13 protein-coding genes are annotated in these 18,239 nt (G+C 68.7%); 8 read left to right on the forward strand and 5 right to left on the reverse strand.

Annotation, left to right across the window (positions count from 1 at the left end; all coding sequences use genetic code 11):
* The 3 genes from trhA to ACI38Z_RS03520 form a co-directional block, all read right to left on the reverse strand.
* Positions 1-629: PAQR family membrane homeostasis protein TrhA (gene trhA / locus ACI38Z_RS03510; protein WP_439788803.1), on the reverse strand; the 629-nt coding region annotated here is incomplete at its 3' end.
* Between the two features lie 37 nt (positions 630-666).
* Positions 667-1,083: a hypothetical protein gene (locus ACI38Z_RS03515; RefSeq protein WP_439788804.1), complete on the reverse strand. Its 417-nt coding sequence runs from the start codon at positions 1,081-1,083 to the stop codon at positions 667-669.
* 75 nt (positions 1,084-1,158) lie between these two features.
* On the reverse strand, positions 1,159-2,724 hold the full coding sequence (locus tag ACI38Z_RS03520) for a C69 family dipeptidase (protein ID WP_439788805.1): 1,566 nt from the start codon (positions 2,722-2,724) through the stop codon (positions 1,159-1,161).
* Between the two features lie 231 nt (positions 2,725-2,955).
* On the opposite strand from ACI38Z_RS03520, the gene ACI38Z_RS03525 reads away from it, so the two are divergent.
* The 8 genes from ACI38Z_RS03525 to ACI38Z_RS03560 all read left to right on the forward strand — a co-directional run bounded on the left by ACI38Z_RS03525 (position 2,956) and on the right by ACI38Z_RS03560 (position 14,522).
* Complete coding sequence (locus ACI38Z_RS03525) at positions 2,956-3,984, forward strand: 3-deoxy-7-phosphoheptulonate synthase (RefSeq protein ID WP_439788806.1); 1,029 nt, start codon at positions 2,956-2,958, stop codon at positions 3,982-3,984.
* 184 nt (positions 3,985-4,168) lie between these two features.
* On the forward strand, positions 4,169-7,513 hold the full coding sequence (locus tag ACI38Z_RS03530) for an ABC transporter ATP-binding protein/permease (RefSeq protein WP_439788807.1): 3,345 nt from the start codon (positions 4,169-4,171) through the stop codon (positions 7,511-7,513).
* Positions 7,514-7,618: 105 nt separating this feature from the next.
* Positions 7,619-8,200, forward strand: coding sequence for a DJ-1 family glyoxalase III (locus tag ACI38Z_RS03535; RefSeq protein WP_439788808.1), 582 nt, complete (start codon positions 7,619-7,621; stop codon positions 8,198-8,200).
* Position 8,201: 1 nt separating this feature from the next.
* Positions 8,202-9,596, forward strand: coding sequence for a DinB/UmuC family translesion DNA polymerase (locus ACI38Z_RS03540; RefSeq protein WP_439788809.1), 1,395 nt, complete (start codon positions 8,202-8,204; stop codon positions 9,594-9,596).
* Positions 9,586-9,828 carry a hypothetical protein gene (locus ACI38Z_RS03545; protein ID WP_439788810.1) on the forward strand — a complete coding sequence of 81 codons (243 nt, stop codon included), beginning with the start codon at positions 9,586-9,588 and terminating at the stop codon, positions 9,826-9,828. The genes ACI38Z_RS03540 and ACI38Z_RS03545 overlap by 11 nt, the downstream gene beginning before the upstream one ends.
* A 405-nt stretch (positions 9,829-10,233) precedes the next feature.
* Positions 10,234-11,016 (forward strand): HAD family hydrolase, encoded by a 783-nt coding sequence (locus ACI38Z_RS03550; RefSeq protein ID WP_439788811.1) that lies wholly within the window; start codon positions 10,234-10,236, stop codon positions 11,014-11,016.
* Positions 11,017-11,126: 110 nt separating this feature from the next.
* Positions 11,127-11,828, forward strand: a complete 702-nt coding sequence (locus ACI38Z_RS03555; RefSeq protein ID WP_439788812.1) for an ABC transporter ATP-binding protein — start codon at positions 11,127-11,129, stop codon at positions 11,826-11,828.
* Positions 11,829-11,831: 3 nt separating this feature from the next.
* Positions 11,832-14,522, forward strand: a complete 2,691-nt coding sequence (locus ACI38Z_RS03560; RefSeq protein WP_439788813.1) for an ABC transporter permease — start codon at positions 11,832-11,834, stop codon at positions 14,520-14,522.
* Positions 14,523-14,608: 86 nt separating this feature from the next.
* On the opposite strand, the gene ACI38Z_RS03565 is transcribed toward ACI38Z_RS03560, so the two are convergent.
* Both ACI38Z_RS03565 and ACI38Z_RS03570 read right to left on the reverse strand, forming a co-directional pair.
* Positions 14,609-16,132 (reverse strand): AAA family ATPase, encoded by a 1,524-nt coding sequence (locus ACI38Z_RS03565; protein ID WP_439788814.1) that lies wholly within the window; start codon positions 16,130-16,132, stop codon positions 14,609-14,611.
* Positions 16,133-16,194: 62 nt separating this feature from the next.
* On the reverse strand, positions 16,195-18,239 hold a 2,045-nt coding region (locus tag ACI38Z_RS03570; RefSeq protein WP_439788815.1), incomplete at its 5' end, for a vWA domain-containing protein.

Consider the following 18,239-nt stretch of genomic DNA (forward strand, 5'->3'; position numbering starts at 1 on the left):
GCGCCCGCGAGCACGAAGAGGTGCCAGATAAAGTGGAAGTACGGCACCCTCTTGATCACGTAGAACACGCAGCCCACGGTGTAGCTGAGCCCGCCCGCGAGCAGCAGGGCGAAGGCGGGCGTGGGCAGCAGCCTGAAGATGTCCGCGATGTGGAAGATCACGAGCCAGCCCAGCGCCAGGTAGATGACGGCCGAGAGCCACTTGGGCTGGCGTTCGCGCAGGAAGCACTCCGCGACGATGCCCAGCGCGCAGACGACCATGACCGAGATGCCGAGCGCCACGCCGCCGTGGTCGCGCAGCGTGATGAACGAGAACGGCGCGTAGCTCCCCGCGATGAGCAGGTAGATGGCGCTGTGGTCGAACACGCGGAACACGGCCTTGGCCTTGCGGGGGCGCAGCGCGTGGTACAGGGTGGAGAACAGGAACTCGAGCACGAGCGATATGCCCATGAAGAGTGCCGCGAACAGGTGCACCCCGCCCCCGTGCTGGACCGCCCGCACGATGAGAAGGACGAGCGCCGCGATCGAGAGCAGCGCGCCCACCCCGTGGCTCACGGAGTTGGCGATCTCCTCTCCCGTGCTGTACTGGGGCGCGTCCGCACCCGCCCTGACCTTGGTTTCCTGTGCCATGCTCTTCTCCCAGTGAAATTGCCTTCGGTTTGTGCCGCTAGAGGCCCGGGCCCTCCGGCCCGCCCTGCCACGAGCCGCCCTCCGCGGCCGGGCCCTCGTCCGATCCGTCCGCGTCGCCGGGCTCCGGGTCCGGGCGGTCCGGGCGGTTGTACCACTGCGTGAGGCGCGCGTTGCTCTGCTCGCGCATCTGGTGCTCCACCCAGGCGTCGCGGCTCTGGACGATGGCCAGCATCTCGTCCACGACCTCCTCCGGGCTCGCGGGCCGCGCGTTCACGAGGTAGGACGTGAGCCTGCGCATGGCGCCCTCCGAGCGGAGCTCGCCGGACATGACGTAGGCGAACTCCTCGGGGTAGCCCAGGTTGGTGACGGCGCGCACGAGCGAGCGGTAGGCGCGCTCGCGGCCCTCGTCCAGAAAGTACGGCTTGCGGGGCGCGCCCGACCGTCCCTCTCCCATGTGTCCTGCCTCCCGTGGAATGGGGGCCGCGTTGCGCGCGCGGCCCCCGACTTGCTGCGTCTGTCGTGCCCCCCGCTAGTGGTCGCTCAGCGCGAAGGCGTTCTTCATGCCGAGGCTCGCGGTGAGAAGGACGTTGGCGAGCGTCTCGTCGGTCTGCTCCCTCAGCATCGCGGCGATGGACTCGTTGGCCTCCTCGAGCACGGGCGTGGCCTCCTCATAGGAGAGCGCCTTGCCGGATCTGCCGTCGACCTTGGCGTCCGTCGCGGCGATGGCGGCGTGGCCCTTGGACGTGACGGCCTCGTTGTAGTGCTCGATGTGGCGCGAGCAGCTGTTGTAGTGCGCGTCGGCCATGGCTGCGATGAGGCGGTTTGCCCAGTAGAAGCTCTCCGTCGTGACGTGCGGCGTCGTGTTGGCCAGGTACTCCGGCGTGGTGTCGACGTTTGCGAAGAACGGCACGAGCGTGTTGAAGGCGTTGCTGCCGTAGGCCATCCACTGGACGGCGCGGCAGGCCTCGGGCTCGTACGGGCGGATCTGCAGCACGGCGAGCTGGCCGTTGCGGTTGATGCCGATGGGGCGGTAGGTGCCGCGCGTGGAGGCGTCGCCGCGGGCGCCGTACGGGTCGTACGGCGTGCCCTGGTAGTGGAGCGAGAGCGCGTACTTGACGTCCTCGATCGTGAGCTTGCGGGGCGGCTCCATGCACCAGGGGATGTCGTCGTCCTCGGGGTTCCAGCCCGCGTTGGGGTCGTCCCAGCCGAGGTTGGGGCTCAGGAAGCGGTGCATTGCCCAGGCGCGCGGCGTGTTGTAGACGTGGTCGGAGTCGCTGTGGCTGCCAAAGGCGTCGCGCGGGTTGAAGAAGCGGTGGTTGGCGTCGGGCCAGTCCTCGTCCTCCTCGTCGTCGCCCAGGTCGACCACGTCGAGCGTGAGGTCGAGGTGGTTGGCGTCCATCCACTCCGCGAGGTCCGGCGAGCACATGTGGTCGATCTTCTCGCCCAGGGCGTCTGTGAGGTCGAACTCGTCGATGCCGAGCTGGTTGGGCATGGTGACGTAGCAGTCGTCGGGCACGCGCTTGGCGATCCAGTGGTGGCCGCCAACGGTCTCCATCCACCAGATCTCGTCCACGTCGCTGAACGCGATGCCGTTCATTTCGTACGTGCCGTACTTCTGCAGGTAGGAGCCCATGAGCTCCACGCCCTCGCGCGCGGACCTGGCGTAGGGGAGCACGATCGTGACCATGTCCTCCTCGCCGATGCCGCCCGGGACCTCGGGCACGTAGCCGTCCTCGCCGGGGGCGCCCTTGGCCTTGACGAGCTCGACCAGCGGGTCGGCGCCCAGGACGCGCTCGTTGGAGGTGAGGGTCTCCGTCGCGCTCATGGCGACGTTGGCGGTGTTGACGCCGGCCTCGGCCCAGATGCCGTCCTTGGGGGTGGCGTCGGGAACGGAGGTGTAGCGCATCGGGTCGTCCGGAAGGTCGAACTCGACGTGGCTCAGGACGGAGCGGTAGTGGCGCGGCTGGTCCTCGGGCTTGATGACGACGAACTTCTTGGGCGTGAAGACGCCGCCGGGGGAGTCCTCGTTCCTGGCGATGATGGTCGAGCCGTCGTAGCTCGCATCCTTGCCGACAAGCAGGGTGGTGCAGGCCATTGTTTTCCTCCCTTGGTCGTGGTTGGTGCGGTGTGTGACCCTTGTATCGTACCCGTTGTGCTGCGGGGGATTCCCGCGCTGCGCAAAAGGCCCCCATTCCCGCGGGGCGCGTTGGAAAAGTTAACCTGCCGGACAGAAAGCGGCGGCGCTTTCGTGGGACAATCGCAACACCGCCGCACGGCGGAAGCCGCGCCCGCCCGGGCGCACGACAGGACCCTGGAGGAGAAACGCATGTCGATGGAGTTCAAGCGCCGCCTGCCCATACCGATGGAGATCCGCGAGGCGATGCCCCTATCGCCCGGGATGGCCAAGGCGAAGCCGGCGTTTGACGCCCAGGTGGCCTCCATCATCCGCGGCGAGGACAGCCGCATCCTGCTGGTCATAGGCCCCTGCTCGGCCGACCGCGAGGACTCCGTGCTCGACTACGTCACGCGGCTCGCGGCGCTGGCGGAACGCGTGAGCGAGAAGATCCTCGTGATCCCGCGCGTGTACACCAACAAGCCCCGCACCAAGGGCACCGGCTACAAGGGGCTCCTGCACAACCCGGACCCCGAGGGCGCGCCCGACCTGCTGGAGGGCGTGAAGGCCATCCGCCACATGCACCTGCGAGTGGTGGAGGAGACGGGCATGTTCACGGCGGACGAGATGCTCTATCCCAGCAACTACCAGTACCTGGTCGACCTCCTTGGCTACGTGGCCGTGGGCGCGCGCTCCGTGGAGAACCAGGAGCACCGCCTGGTGGCGAGCGGCATCCCCGTGCCCGTGGGCATGAAGAACCCCACCGGCGGCTCCACCGCGGTCATGCTCAACTCGATCTACGCGGCGCAGGCCCCGCAGGACTTCATCTTCCGCAACTGGGAGGTCCACACCACGGGCAACCCCCTCGCGCACGCGCTGCTGCGCGGCTACGTGGGGCTCGACGGCATCAACTATCCCAACTACCACTACGAGTACCTGGAGCGCCTCGCTACGGCCTACCTGCACGGCAAGTACGAGAACCCGGCCGTGCTGATCGACTGCAACCACGACAACTCGGGCAAGCGCCCGATGGAGCAGCCGCGCATCGTGAACGAGGTGCTCGACTCCGTGAGCCGCTCTGCGGACATCGCGAGGATCTTCCGCGGCTTCATGGTGGAGTCCTACATCGAGGACGGCAACCAGCCCGTGGGCGGCGGCGTGTACGGCAAGTCGATCACGGACGCCTGCATAGGGTGGGAGAAGACCGAGCGCCTCGTGCTCGACATGGCCGAGCGGCTGTAGCCGGCATCCGGCTGAACCTGGCATGCGGCGGCGGGCGAGGGGGCGCGTCCCTCTCGCCCGCCTTTATTGCGCGCGGGTTTGGCGGTGTGTTGCCAAGGTGAATCGTGGCTGAAACTGCGGCGCGCCGCCGGCCGCCGCGCGTGGCCGTGGGTAAGCTTTCCCTGTCGAAAACGGAGGGAAGCGCATGCTCGAGCTCAGGCACATTCGCAAGGCGTACAAGACGGACGACTTCACGCAGGTCGCCCTCGACGACGTGAGCCTTGCCTTCAGGGACAGCGAGTTCGTGGCGATCCTGGGGCCGTCGGGTTCCGGCAAGACCACGATGCTCAACATCCTGGGCGGGCTCGACCACGCTGACTCGGGCGAGATCGTGATCAACGGCACCTCGACCAAGGACTACTCCGGCAAGGACTGGGACGCCTACCGCAACCACCGCGTGGGCTTCGTGTTCCAGAGCTACAACCTCATCCCGCACCAGACCGTGCTCTCCAACGTTGAGCTGGCGCTCACGCTCGCGGGCGTGGGTCGCAGGGAGCGCGAGCGGCGCGCCACGGAGGCGCTCGAGGCCGTGGGCCTGGGCGACCACCTGCGCAAGCACCCGAGCCAGCTCTCCGGCGGGCAGATGCAGCGCGTGGCCATCGCACGCGCCCTGGTGAACGACCCGGACATCGTGCTGGCCGACGAGCCCACGGGCGCCCTCGACACGCAGACCGGCATCCAGGTGATGGACATCCTCAAGGACGTCTCCAAGGACCGCCTGGTGGTCATGGTCACGCACAACCCGGAGCTCGCGCAGGACTACGCCACGCGCATCGTGCGCGTGAAGGACGGCCGCGTGGTGGGCGACAGCCGGCCCCTCGAGCCGGCGGAGCTCGCGGCCGCGGGGTCGGGTGCCGCGACCGCGACGGTGCCGGGCGCCACGGCGGTGCCCGCGGGCGAGAAGGACGCGTCCCACTTGCCCGAGGGCGCCCGCGGACGGCGCCCCAAGGGCAGACAGCGGGCGTCCATGAGCTTCCTGACGGCGCTTGCGCTCTCGTTTAACAACCTCATGACCAAGAAGGGCCGCACGTTCATGACGGCCTTTGCGGGGTCGATCGGCATCATTGGCATCGCGGCGATCCTCGCGCTCTCCAACGGCGTCAACAACTACATCGCGCGCACGGAGGAGAGCGCGCTCTCGAGCTACCCACTGAGCATCACGAAGAACAGCTTCGACCTGAGCAAGGCGATGGGGCAGGAGTCCGCCTCCGCGGCCAGCGCGAAGGACGCATCCGGCAAGGGCTCCACCATCAGGCAGCGCTCCGTCATGACGGACATGTTCGCGCAGGTCAAGAGCAACGACCTGAAGTCCTTCAAGAGGTACCTGGACGCGCACATGGGCCAGGTCAGGAAGAACGCCAACGCCGTGGAGTACGACTACGACGTGACGCCGCAGGTCTTCAAGACGGAGGACTCCGGCAAGGTGGTCAGGCTCAACCCGTCCGACGTGGCGAGCACGCTCTCCGGCGGGGCCATGGGCTCGATGCTCATGGGCGGGACCTCCACGTCGAGCTCCTTCTCGCAGCTCGTGAGCGACCAGACGCTCCTCAGGGACAACATGACCCTGGTGCGCGGCAGCTGGCCCAAGGCGGCCGACGAGGCCGTGCTCGTGCTCGACCGCAAGGGGTCGATAAGCGACTACACGCTCTACTCCCTGGGCTTCTACAACACGGAGGACATGCAGCGCATGGTGCAGGAGGCCACGAGCGGCCAGAAGGTGGAGGTCCCCACTGGCAACAAGCGCAAGTTCACGTACGACGACGCGCTGGGCATGACGTTCAGCGTGCTGTCACCCTCGGACCTGTACCAGAAGAACGCCTCGCAGGGCACCTGGACGGACATGAGCGACGACCAGGACTTCCTGAGGCAGAAGGTCGCCGGCGGCATCAAGCTCAAGATCGTAGGCGTGATCAGGCCCAGGAGCGGGTCGCGCACCTCCCTCGTGAGCGAGGGCGTCGCCTACACGCCGGCCCTCACGAGCGAGCTCATGCAGCGCGCGGCGTCCTCCCAGGTGGTGCGCGAGCAGCTGGCCAACCCCAAGGTGGACGTGTTCACGGGCAAGACCTTCGAGGAGCTGCAGAGGTCCTCGGGAAGCTTCGACATGAGCAAGCTCTTCACGGTGGACCAGGACGCCCTCAAGAAGGCGTTCACGATCAACACCTCGGCCGTCGACACGGCGAGCCTGGGGCAGGTAGACCTCTCGGGCCTCAGCCTCGACGGCTCCGGCTTCGACCCCTCCGCCATGAAGATCGACACCTCGCCCATCGACTCGATGCTGAGCGAGGACACCGTGCAGCGCATCGTGGCAGGCGTCACGCCCTTCTCGACCTATGCGCAGCAGAGCGGGATCGAGCTCACGCCCGACCAGCAGACCGCGGCGACCCAGGCGGCCACGACGCTCGCGACGGGCTACGTGGCGTGGCGCCAGGCCCTGCCCGACGGTGCGGACGACTCGTGGGACGCCTACGCGCAGACGGACGCCGCAAGGCAGGCCATGGACGGCCTGCGCCAGAGCCTGGGCGACGACACGTTCAACGCGGTGAACGACACGTACGAGAAGTACATGGCCTACGTGGCCGACTACGTGCGCGGGCAGGTGGACTCCCTCATGCAGCAGGCCGCGTCCCTCGTGGCGACGCAGCTCGCGAGTCAGATGGAGTCCCAGATGGAGGCCGCGACGCAGTCCATGGGGACGCAGCTTGCCAGCACGATATCGAGCCAGATATCGCAGAAGATGTCCACGCTCACGAGCGCGCTGCAGAACGGCTTCTCCGTGGACCCCACGGCCTTCAAGAACGCCATCCACGTGAACATGACGCAGGAGGACCTGCGCTCGCTCCTCAACAACTACGTCAACGCGAGCCAGCTCACGTACGACAACAACCTGAGCAAGCTGGGCTACGCGGTGGCCTCCGACCCCTCGACCGTCAAGATCTACCCCAAGAGCTTTGACGACAAGGAGGGCATCCTCAGGTTCATCGACCGCTACAACGCCAAGCGCGCCGCGGCGGGCCACGCGGACCAGAAGATCCAGTACTCCGACGTGGCGGGCTCGCTCATGAGCTCCGTGTCCGACATCGTGAACATGATATCGATGGTGCTCATCGCCTTCGTGTCCATCTCGCTGGTGGTGAGCTCGATCATGATCGGCATCATCACCTACATATCCGTGCTGGAGCGCAAGAAGGAGATCGGCGTGCTGCGCGCCATGGGCGCCTCCAAGCTCAACGTGGCCAACGTGTTCAACGCGGAGACCATCATCGAGGGGCTCATCGCGGGCGTGTTCGCGATCCTGGTGGTGCTGGTTGCGCAGGTTCCCGTGAACCACTTCGTGCTGCAGTGGAAGAACATCGCGAACATCATGATCCTTCCCTGGCAGTCGGCGCTCGCGCTCATCGGCATCAGCGTGCTCCTTACCTTCCTGGGCGGGCTCATCCCCTCCACCAAGGCGAGCAAGAACGACCCGGTGGAGTCGCTGCGAAGCGAGTAGGGGACGGCGTCCCGCGGGCGGCCGCGCCGCGGCGGGTGCTATGCTCGTGTGAGAAGGACAGGACGACTGGAATCGACGCCCCGCGCGGGGCAGTGGGAGGCTCACATGTTCAGGCAGGCGACCGAGAAGCGCGTGGCGGTCTTCTTCGCGGACGGGCTCGAGGAGTGCGAGGCCCTGGTGCTGGTGGATCTTCTGTACCGGTCGGGCGTCCCGTGCGACAAGGTGTCCGTCACGGGCAACCTGGCCGTGACCTCGAGCCACGAGGTGACGGTGGTGTGCGATGCCACCATCGCGGACGAGGGCTTCAGCTTTGACGACTACGACATGCTGGTGCTGCCCGGCGGCATGCCCGGCACCAAGAACCTCCGCGCGTGCGAGCCGCTGTGCAAGGCCGTGACCGAGTTCGCGCGCAGCGGGCGCGAGGTCGCGGCCATCTGCGCGGCGCCCTCCATCCTGGCGGAGCTGGGGCTCCTCGAGGGCAGGCACGCCACGAGCAACCCCAACTTCCAGCACGTGCTGTCCGAGCACGGCGCCACGGTGCTGCAGGACGCCGTGGTGGTGGACGGCAACCTGACCACCAGCAAGGGCCTCGGGACCGCCGTGGAGCTTGGCCTGCAGCTGGTGCGCCACTTCCTGGGCGAGGAGGCCGTCGAGGCCACGAAGCAGAAGATCGTCTACCAGGGCTAGCGTGGCGTTGGAGACGGGCGCATCGGGAGGGACGGCACGTCCTTCTCGCCAGAGGCAGTACCTGGTGATCGACCTCAAGAGCTTCTACGCCTCCGTGGAGTGCGTGGCGCGCGGGCTCGACCCCATGACGACGGACCTGGTGGTTGCGGACGCCACCCGAAGCAGGAAGACGATCTGCCTGGCCGTCTCGCCCTCGCTCAAGGCGAAGGGCGTGCGCAACCGCTGCCGGCTGTTCGAGATCCCCGAGGGGATGGACTACATCATCGCGCCGCCGCGCATGCGCCTGTACATGGAGCGCTCGGCCGACATCTACTCCGTCTACCTGCGCTACGTCTCGCCCGACGACATGCACGTGTACTCCATCGACGAGGCGTTCATCGACGTGACGGGCTACCTGGGGCTGTACGGCTGCACGGCGCGCGAGCTGGGCGAGCGCATCCGCGAGGACGTGGTGCGCACGACGGGCATCCCCGCGACGTGCGGCCTGGGCACCAACCTGTACCTGGCCAAGGTCGCGCTCGACATCACGGCCAAGCACAGCCCGGACTTCTTTGGCGTGCTGGACGAGCAGACGTACCGCGACACGCTCTGGACGCATCGGCCCATAACGGACTTCTGGCGCATAGGCCCCGGCTACGCGCGGCGCCTGGCCGAGCTGGGCATCCACACGATGGGGCAGCTCGCGGTGTACCCGCAGGAGCCTCTGTACCGCATGTTCGGCGTGGACGCGGAGATCCTGATCGACCACGCGTGGGGACGCGAGCCCGTGACCATAGCGGACATCAAGGCGTACCGATCCAAGGACAAGTCGCTCTCATCCGGCCAGGTGCTGGGGTGCGACAAGGACCACGCGGGTGGCCTGGTGGTCGCGAAGGAGATGGCGGACGACCTGGCGCTCAAGCTCGTGGAGCAGGGGCTCGTGGCGACGGGCGTCTCGCTCATGGTGGGCTACAAGCTCACGGCGGGCGAGAAAGGCGAGCTCCGCAGGCAGATGGCCTCGGGCGCAGCCGAGGGGCGCGCGGGGGAGCACGGCATGCGCGCACGCTGGGGCGAGTTCTCAACGGCGGGGTCCGCGCGCTTCGAGACGCCCACGAACTCGCGGGCCGAGATCCTGCGCGCCGTGGTCGAGCTCTACGGGCAGGTCGCCGACCCGGACCGGCCCATCCACCGGCTCACGATGTCGCTGGGCGGCGTGGCACCCGAGGGCAGCGGCGTGCAGATGGGGCTCTTCGAGGACGGTGCCAGGCTCGAGCGCGAGCGCCGCCGCCAGGAGGCCATCAGCGCCATCAAGCACAAGTTTGGCAAGAACTCGCTGCTCAAGGGCATCGACCTCCTTCCCGAGGCAACGCAGGTCGAGCGCAACGGCCAGATTGGGGGCCACAGGAGTGGGGAGTAACGCTAGGCCGGGCGCGGGCGGCAGGCACGTGGTGGCGCGCCCCCACATGCCGATGTCAGAGCGCGCGAAGATCTTCATCCCGTTTGACCCGCTGCCCGGCTACCGCCAGCTGCTGCGCGAGCGCGAGGAGGAAGTCCTGCGGCGCGGGGAGTACGAACTGCCCAAGACGTGGGACGACGACGGGTCCGACGAGTGCGGGGCCGGCCCGGACGGTACCACGGCTGCGCGTTAGCGAACTTATTTCGGCCCCTGTGTAACGGAAGGGGGTTTGAGTGTGGTTTTCGACCGCAAAACCCAGGTGTGGCGTACTCGAAGCGTATGCAGCCCATTCAGAGCCATACGATGAACAACGTATACATGCGTTTTAGACATGGTCTGGCGTTTGAGAGGTCGCAAGGCGTCTTGATGCCCCTCCCAAAGCACACTCAAACCCCAATGAACTACACGAGGCACGAAAAAAGTTGTAGCCCGAGGCGGTCGTCGTGCCGCACGGCTCCCGTGACTTGTGGTGCGCGGTTCGCCCGTCCGTTGATGCCTCTTTTCTGCAGATGTCTGTGCGGTACGCCGTCTTGAGGGATGATGTCATCATTTGGGGAACGATATCCCCAGGCATTGGACCCAAGAGGAAGGCTTCCGCTTGATTAGGCTCGTACTCGTTGACATGGACCATGCACTCGGGACCCGCGACGGCCGCCCGCTCGACCGCCAGACGATCGCACAACTCCACAAGGTGCTGCATGCGGGCATCCGCCTCGCGCCGATGAGCGCGCGCGGCCGCGCCGACGCGCTCGAACTCCTTGGCGGCGACGAGTCCTGCCTGCAGAATGCCGTGCTCAGGAACGGTGCCGAGCTCGTCGCGGACGGGATGATCCTCCCGACGCGCGCGACCACACGTGCGGACGGCGCCCGCGAGCTCATGGACAGGCTGGGCGTGAGCCGCAGCGAGGTGCTGGTCCTTGGCGGCGCGACGGCCGATGCGGAGCTCCTCTCCGCCGTGCCCGCCTCCGTCGCGACCACGGACGCGTCCAAGGCGGCCTGGTCCGCCGCGAAGTCGCACCTCAAGGGCCTGCACGAGGGCGGCGTCGCGCAGCTCTGCGAGGACGTGGCCAACGCCGCGGAGTGGGGAGAGGAGCCCTCCTTCCTGCGCGCCACCGAGGCCGCGGACAGCGGCGTGAGGGCCGAGTTCGGCGCAACCCCCCAGCAGGCGTCCGGCAAGGGCCACGCAGGCCTCTTCATGCTGCTCGGCATCGTCGTCGTGGTCGCGAGCTTTGCGCTCTACCTCTCCAACACCTTCCCGTCCATCGCCGGCATGATGGTGCTGACCGTGGGCCTGCTCGTGGGCGTCGCCCTGTTCTACATGGGGCTCACGCAGCGCCGCGACGCCCGCAAGGCGCGCAAGGCCGCCGAGCGCGGCGCGTAGCGAGCCGCCGTCCCGTCACCCGAGCCGCGACGCCCCCGTTTCGTACCGTCCGTTGAACCATGATTGAGGCCACCCCCTGTGCGTGGGACAATGCGCGCAGGGGGTGCGCCATGTCTTACGTGGAGTTCGAGGACGTCAGCAAGGTCTACCGCACGGGCGAGGTCGAGGTCCGGGCCCTCGACGGCATGACCTTCTCGATAGAGAAGGGCGAGCTTGCCGTCATCGTGGGACCCTCGGGCGCCGGCAAGACCACGGTGCTCAACCTGCTGGGAGGGATGGACTCCTGCACGTCGGGCACGATCCGGCTCGACGGCCAGCTCGTGAGCGGCATGGGCGAGCGCGAGCTCACGCAGTACCGCCGGCACGACATCGGCTTCGTGTTCCAGTTCTACAACCTCGTGCAGAACCTGACCGCGCTCGAGAACGTGGAGCTCGCGAGCCAGATCTGCCGCGACCCGCTGCCCGCCGCGGACGTGCTTGCGCAGGTGGGGCTCGCCGACCGGCTCGACAACTTCCCGGCGCAGCTCTCCGGCGGCGAGCAGCAGCGCGTGGCCATCGCCCGCGCGCTCGCCAAGAACCCCAAGCTCCTGCTGTGCGACGAGCCCACGGGCGCGCTCGACTACCGCACGGGAAAGCAGATCCTCTCGCTCCTGCAGGACAGCTGCAAGGCCGGCGGCCGCACCGTCGTGATCGTGACCCACAACCTGGCGTTCACGCAGATGGCTGACCGCGTCATCCACGTGCGCGAGGGTCGTGCCGCCTCCGTCGAGAAGAACGACCATCCCAGCGATGCCTCCCAGGTGGAGTGGTAGCCCATGGCGCGCTCCGCGTACACGAAGGAGCTCCTCAGGAGCATCCGCGACTCCCTCGGCCGCTTCCTCGCCATCATGGGCATCGTGGCCCTGGGCTGCGGGTTCTACGCCGGCCTCCGGATGTGCGGCCCGGACATGCGCGCGGCGGCGGACCGCTGGTACGACGGCTCCACGCTGTGGGACCTGCGCGTCGTGTCGACCAAGGGCCTCTCGAGTGCCCAGGTCGAGCGCCTTTCCAATGTGAAGGGCGTGTCGCAGGTCATGGCGTCGCGCACGGCGGACGTCGTGTGCAAGCTGGGAAGCGACCAGGTCGCGGTGCGCGTCACGTCCGTGGACGCCGACGCCGCCCGCGCGTCCACGGCCACGTCGGCCTACTCCGTCAGCTCGTCCAAGGCCTCCTACCTCAACCGCGCGCGGCTCGTCTCGGGTCGCTGGCCCAAGGCGGCGGGGGAGTGCGTCGTCTCCGCGGACGCGACCAAGAAGGTCAAGGTCGGCAGCACCATCGAGGTGGTGTCCGCGTCCGAGGACGTGGGCACGATCCTCTCGACCACAAAACTCAGGGTCGTGGGAACGGTGAGCTCGCCCGACTACCCCTACACCGGCTCCTTTGGCTCCACGCGGCTGGGGTCGGGCACGATCGGGCAGTACGCGTTCGTGACGGCCTCCACCTTTGCGGCGGACTACCCGTACACGGACGCCTACCTCACGGTCGGCGCGGCGCGTTCCGCCGTGTCCGGCTCCTCCGCGTACGAGTCCGCGGTCGACAGGGTCAAGGCGCGGGTCGAGAAGATCGAGGGCTCCCTGGCCGAGGACCGGCTCGCGGAGCTCAAGTCCCAGGCGCAGTCCAAGCTCGACGCCCAGGTGGCCGCGGCCCAGGCCGCGGCCGCGCAGGCCGCCTCGGCCGGCGCGAGCACGGACCTCTCCGCGGCGCAGCAGCAGCTCGCGGCCGCGCAGGAGCAGGTTGACGCCATGTCCGCTCCCAGCGTCTACACGCTCGACCGCAGCCAGAGCGAGGGCGCCGCGACCTACGAGGCCGACACGGAGCGCCTCGACCGCATCGCGACGGTGTTCCCGGCCATGTTCTTCCTGGTGGCCGCGTTGGTCGCGCTCACCACCATGACGCGCATCGTGGACGACGACCGCCAGCGCATCGGCACGCACAAGGCCCTGGGCTACGGCAAGGGGCGCATCGCGGCCATGTACCTCACGTACGCGCTGCTCGCGAGCGGGCTCGGCGCCGTCCTGGGCATCTGCGTGCTCACGCAGGTCCTGCCGCGCATCGTGATGGACGCGTACTCCGTCATCTACGTGGTGCCCACGCTCTCGTTCCCGCTCCCGATCGACGCGGGCACGGCGCTCGCGGCGGGCGGCCTGGGCGTGGGCGTCACGCTCGCGTCGACGCTTCTGGCCGTGGCCGCGAGCCTGGCTGAGGCGCCCGCCGCGCTCCTGCGCCCGCGCGCGCCCAAGGCGGGCAAGCGCATCCTGCTTGAGCGCGTCCGCCCGCTGTGGCGGAGGCTGTCCTTCTCGTGGAAGGTCACGTTCCGCAACCTCTTCCGCTACAAGCGTCGGCTCCTCATGACGCTCGCGGGCATCGCGGGCTGCTCCGCGCTGCTGCTCGTGGGCTTTGGCCTGCACGACTCGATCTGGGACATCATCGACCGGCAGTACGGTCCCATCGTGCGCTACAACACGACGGTCACGCTGGGGGACGGCTCGGGCCAGGCGGACGTGGACGCCGCCGTCGCATGCCTGCGCTCAAAGGGGAGCGCGAGCGGCGTCGTGCGCGTGCACACGGACACCATGCTCGCCAAGGGCACGGGTGCCTCCTCGGCCGCGACGGACAAGACGCGCGTGAGCGTGGTCGTGCCGCAGTCGGCCTCCGGGCTCGCGTCCGGCGTCGCGCTGCGCGACCGCACGTCGGGCACGGCCATAACGTTCGGCCAGGACAGCGTCGTCGTGACGGAGAAGCTCGCGAGCCTCTATGGCATAGGCGCGGGCGACACCATCGTCCTGTACCAGCAGGACGACGTGGGCAGCGCCACGGGCAGGGGCGTGCGGCTCAAGGTGGACGCCGTGGCGGAGAACTACGTGGGCAACTACGTGTACGTGGGCAGGCGGGCCTGGCGGCGCGCCATGGGCTCCGACCCGTCCTTCCTCACGGTGTACGCGCGCGTGAGCGGCGGCTCCAAGGCGGAGTCGCGCGTGTCCGACGCCCTGCACAAGCTCTCCGGCGTCTCCACGGTCAGCTTCACGCGCCAGACCATCAACACGTACCGTCATACGCTCTCCGTCGTGAACATGGTCGTGGTGGTGCTCATCGTGAGCGCGGGCGCGCTGGCGTTCATCGTGCTGTACAACCTCACCAACATCAACGTGTCGGAGCGCGTGCGCGAGATCGCGAGCCTGCGCGTGCTCGGCTTCACGCGGCGCGAGGTCCACGCCTACGTCTACCGCGAGATCGTGATCATCGCGCTGCTGGGCGACGCGTTGGGCATGCTTCTGGGCTCGTGGCTCGAGCGCTTCGTCATCACCACGGCCGAGGTCGACTACGTCATGTTCGGCCGGGTCATCCACCCCGCGAGCTTCGCGCTCTCCTTCGCCCTCGCCATGGCCTTCACGGTTGCGATCCTCCTGCTCATGAGGCCGCGCCTCGACCGCGTGGACATGGTCGAGTCCCTCAAGAGCGTCGACTAGGCGAGAAGGACGCGCCCCCGCGAGAAGGACGCGCCCCCGCGCCCGTGGCCGCGCCTTGGGCCACGGGGTCGTCCTTCTCGCCCGCGCTACTTGAGCCTGTCCGCCTCCTTGAGCAGGTCGAGCCCGCGCTCGTGGAACATGAGCGCCTGGCCGTGCTCGGCCAGGAGGCTCGAGGCGTGCTCGGAGGCGAAGCGCATGAACGCCGGGTCAACGGCGAGGTGCGTCACGAAGACCACGAGCTCCTGCCCGTCGCGGCCAAAGGCGTCGTCCAGGAAGCCCAGGGCGTTGTCGAGCCTGCCGGCGAGCCCCTCCTGGAGCTGTGCCAGCGCGTCCCCGCGTGCGTCGAGCGCGGCCGTCGCCACGGCGAGCCCGTCGCCGTCCGCCGCGGCGGAGGCGTCCATCGCCCAGCGTGTGAGGGCGGCGCGCACCTCGTCCAGGAGCTCCGCGCGCTCCGCGAGCGTGGTCTGGCGGCGGGTGTCCGCGGTCCCCTCGGCACGTGCGTCCTTGGAGGCCCTCTGGGCCGCGGCGCAGACCCGCTCGCCCGCCGCCACGGCAGCCGTGGGCGTGCCGGCCAGCTCCTCGCGGGCCTGGGCCACGTCCTCGCGGGCGTGCGCCAGCGCCTCCTGCCGCGCGTCGACGTCGTGCGCGGAGGTGAGGAGCGCGTCCAGCATGAGGTTCACCAGGGCGATGCGCTCGTCAAAGGGGGCGTTGCGGGCACGGTCCAGGATCTCCTGGCCCGCGTCTCCTGCGAGGATGCCGTCGACCTTGTAGTCGTCCTCGTACTTGCTGAAGAGCTCGAGGTAGAGGCTGAAGTCCTCCGCGATCTCGCGGTCCTGGAGGTACTGCGCCACCAGGTCCTGGTCCACGGGGATGCCCTCGTGGCGGTAGGCCCAGATCATGCGCGAGAGGTCCTCCCAGCCGCGCGCCGTCACGAGCTGGGCGCCGCGCACGCTGGCGCGCACGCGGTAGAAGTTCTTGGGCTTGCTCGTGAGGTAGGTGCTGATGGCGGGGTGGATGCCATGGGAGAGCGCGTAGTCCATCCACGCGTCGAGGCTGGGCTCCACGTCGATGCGCTTCATGCGGTCCATCATGGCGGGGTCGAACTCGCGCGCGGCGCGGTTGTACTCGGGCGGGTTGCCGGCCGTCACGATGACCCAGCCGGCGGGCAGGCGGTGCTGGCCAAACGTCTTGTACTGGAGGAACTGCAGCATGGCGGGCATGAGCGTCTCGGACGCGCAGTTGACCTCGTCCAAAAAGAGGATTCCCTCGGGGATGCCGGTCCTCTCCACCGCGTCGTAGGTGGCCGCGATGATCTCGCTCATGGTGTAGCGGCTGACCTTGTACGTGCGGCCGCCGTACTCGCTCTGCGCGATGTAGGGGAGGCCGAGCGCGCTCTGGCGCGTGTGGTGCGTGATGGAGTAGCTCACGAAGTTGACGCCCAGGCGGCTCGCGACCTGGCTCACGATGGCCGTCTTGCCGATGCCCGGAGGACCTATCATGATGATGGGACGCTGCATCTGCGTGGGGATGCGGTAGATGCCGTGCTCGTCCTTGCTGAGGTAGGCGCGCACGGCGCCCTCGATCTGCCTGGTTGCCTGCTTGATGTCCATGGGCGCTCCTCGGTTGGTGTGTTGATGGTAGCACGGCGCTTGCGGCGGGCCGTGCGGCCGGGCTAGTAGACCGACATCGACTCGAACTCGCCCGGGTGCAGCGTGATCTGGATGGCCCAGGGTGGCACCAGCTCGGGGCGGTGGTCCTCGTCGTAGAACACGAACGTGGTCTTGTATGGCGGCATGCGGTCGGGGTAGATGCCCCAGCCGTCCGTGAAGTAGATGAGGCCGGACAGGTCATCGAACTCGCCGGCGGCCAGGAGCTCGTTGACGTAGGTGAAGGCGGGGCGGAAGTCCGTGCCGCCAAAGCCCACGAGCTTGATGTTGCGCCGCCAGCGGTCCAGGTCCGCGAGCGAGGAGATCTTGGTGTCGCTCTGGACGCGCTGGTCCGCCTGGATGATGTGGACGTTCACCCGCTGCGAGAAGCTCGACTCGCTCGTGAGCACGTCGAACGTGGCGTCCACGAACTGCTGCACCACGTCGAGCGTGACGGAGCTCGACGTGTCGATCACGATCACGAAGTCGCGTATGCGCCTCTCGTCGCGGTACTCGAGCGGCTCGATGAGCGGCATGTCGCCGTAGAGCGAGAGGCCGTACGTGTAGAACACGTAGTCGAACTCGTCGTCGGAAACGTGCAGCTCCTCGCTCTGCACGGCAAACTGCCGCAGGAAGTCGCGGTAGTCCACCTGCTCGTGCGCGCTCACCTCGAGCTCGCCCACGAGCCGCCCCAGCCTGGAGCCGCGCCCGCGCATGAGCGTCTGCAGGTTGACGCGGACCGACTTGGCCTCGCGGCGCCAGTCCTCCTCCGCGCGCTCGCGCTCCGTGGGCGTGAGGCGCGGCGCCTGCGGCTGGCCGGGCGCCTGGGGCTGCGGCGCGCCCTCGCGTGCGTCGCGCCGGTCGGGCGAGAGGGACGCGGCGCCTTGCTCCGCGGCTGCCTCCTGGTCGAGGGGCGCGTCCGGGGTTGCGGCCCCGGTGTCGTCGCTGGTAGCGGCGTCGCTAGGGGTGGGGGAGCCGTTCTTCTCGCCCGCGGGCTGGGTTGCGGACTGCGGCGTGGGCTCGCCTTGGGGCTGCTGGGTGCCGGGCTGGCTGGAGCCGCCGGCCGAACCGTCGCCACCTGCGCCGTCGTCCCGGGAGTCGCCGCCGGGTTGGGACTGCGGCTGCTCCGGCGTGGACTCGGGGTGCCATGCGGCGTGGTCGTCCACCAGCAGGAGCCGCGCCCAGTCCTCGCGCGCGTTGGCGAAGGCGCCGCCGCGCAGGGCGTGGTAGAGGCGCTCCGCCGTTATGCGATGGCCGAGCGTGGACTCCATCTGGTCGATCACGGCCTGCGTCTGCCTGCCGCGGTCTCCCTCGCGCGGGCCCAGCACCTCGGCCGTGACGGCCTCCGCCACGGCGTCCGCGGCGAGGTCCCAGCAGGATGCGTCAACGGAGCCGGACACGAAGGGGTGGAGCATCATGCAGTGCACGAGCACGTGCATGAGGTCGTGCGTGGGGGCCTGGCGCGTGCGGGCGAAGTCGCCCACGATCGCGTGGGCGTCAAACGTTATTACGCGGCCGTTGGTTGCGAGGGGCCGCTCCGCGGGCGCCTCCTGAGGCACGGCGTCCAGCCGCGCGAACGCGGACGCGAGGAAGGGGTTGTCCGCCACGATGAGCCCGCGGGCGAGGCCGAGCACCTGCCGTGCGAGGGCGACGCGCTCGTCCGCGTGCGGGTCAGAGTCGGTCGCGGGGTGCGAGGCTTGGGTCGCGGCTGGTGCAGAACCCGGCGTTTCCGCAGGTGCGAGGCGCGATTGCGCCGCAGCTGGCACGTCGGCAGGACCCGAGGCCAGGTGCACGGCCTTGGGAGCCGCCTCCTTCCGTACCCCCTGCATGCGCGCGAGGAGCCAGGTCGCGGCCTCGGCGTGGCCGGCGGCGGAGGCGGCCTCCATGGCGGCGCGGGCGGACCTCGGCTCGAGGGCGCCCGGCCAACCCGCGACGACCTCGAGCTCCGCCATGAAGCCCTGCTCCGCCATGATCTTGAGCAGCAGCGCGTTCTGCGCGGGCGTGCCCGGCCTCAGGTGGGGCACCATGCGGCGGACGAGGCCCACGTCCTGGCGCAGCCAGTCCAGCATGG

Origin of the sequence: Parafannyhessea sp. (genome assembly GCF_051876455.1) — a bacterium.
Lineage (GTDB): Bacteria > Actinomycetota > Coriobacteriia > Coriobacteriales > Atopobiaceae > Parafannyhessea.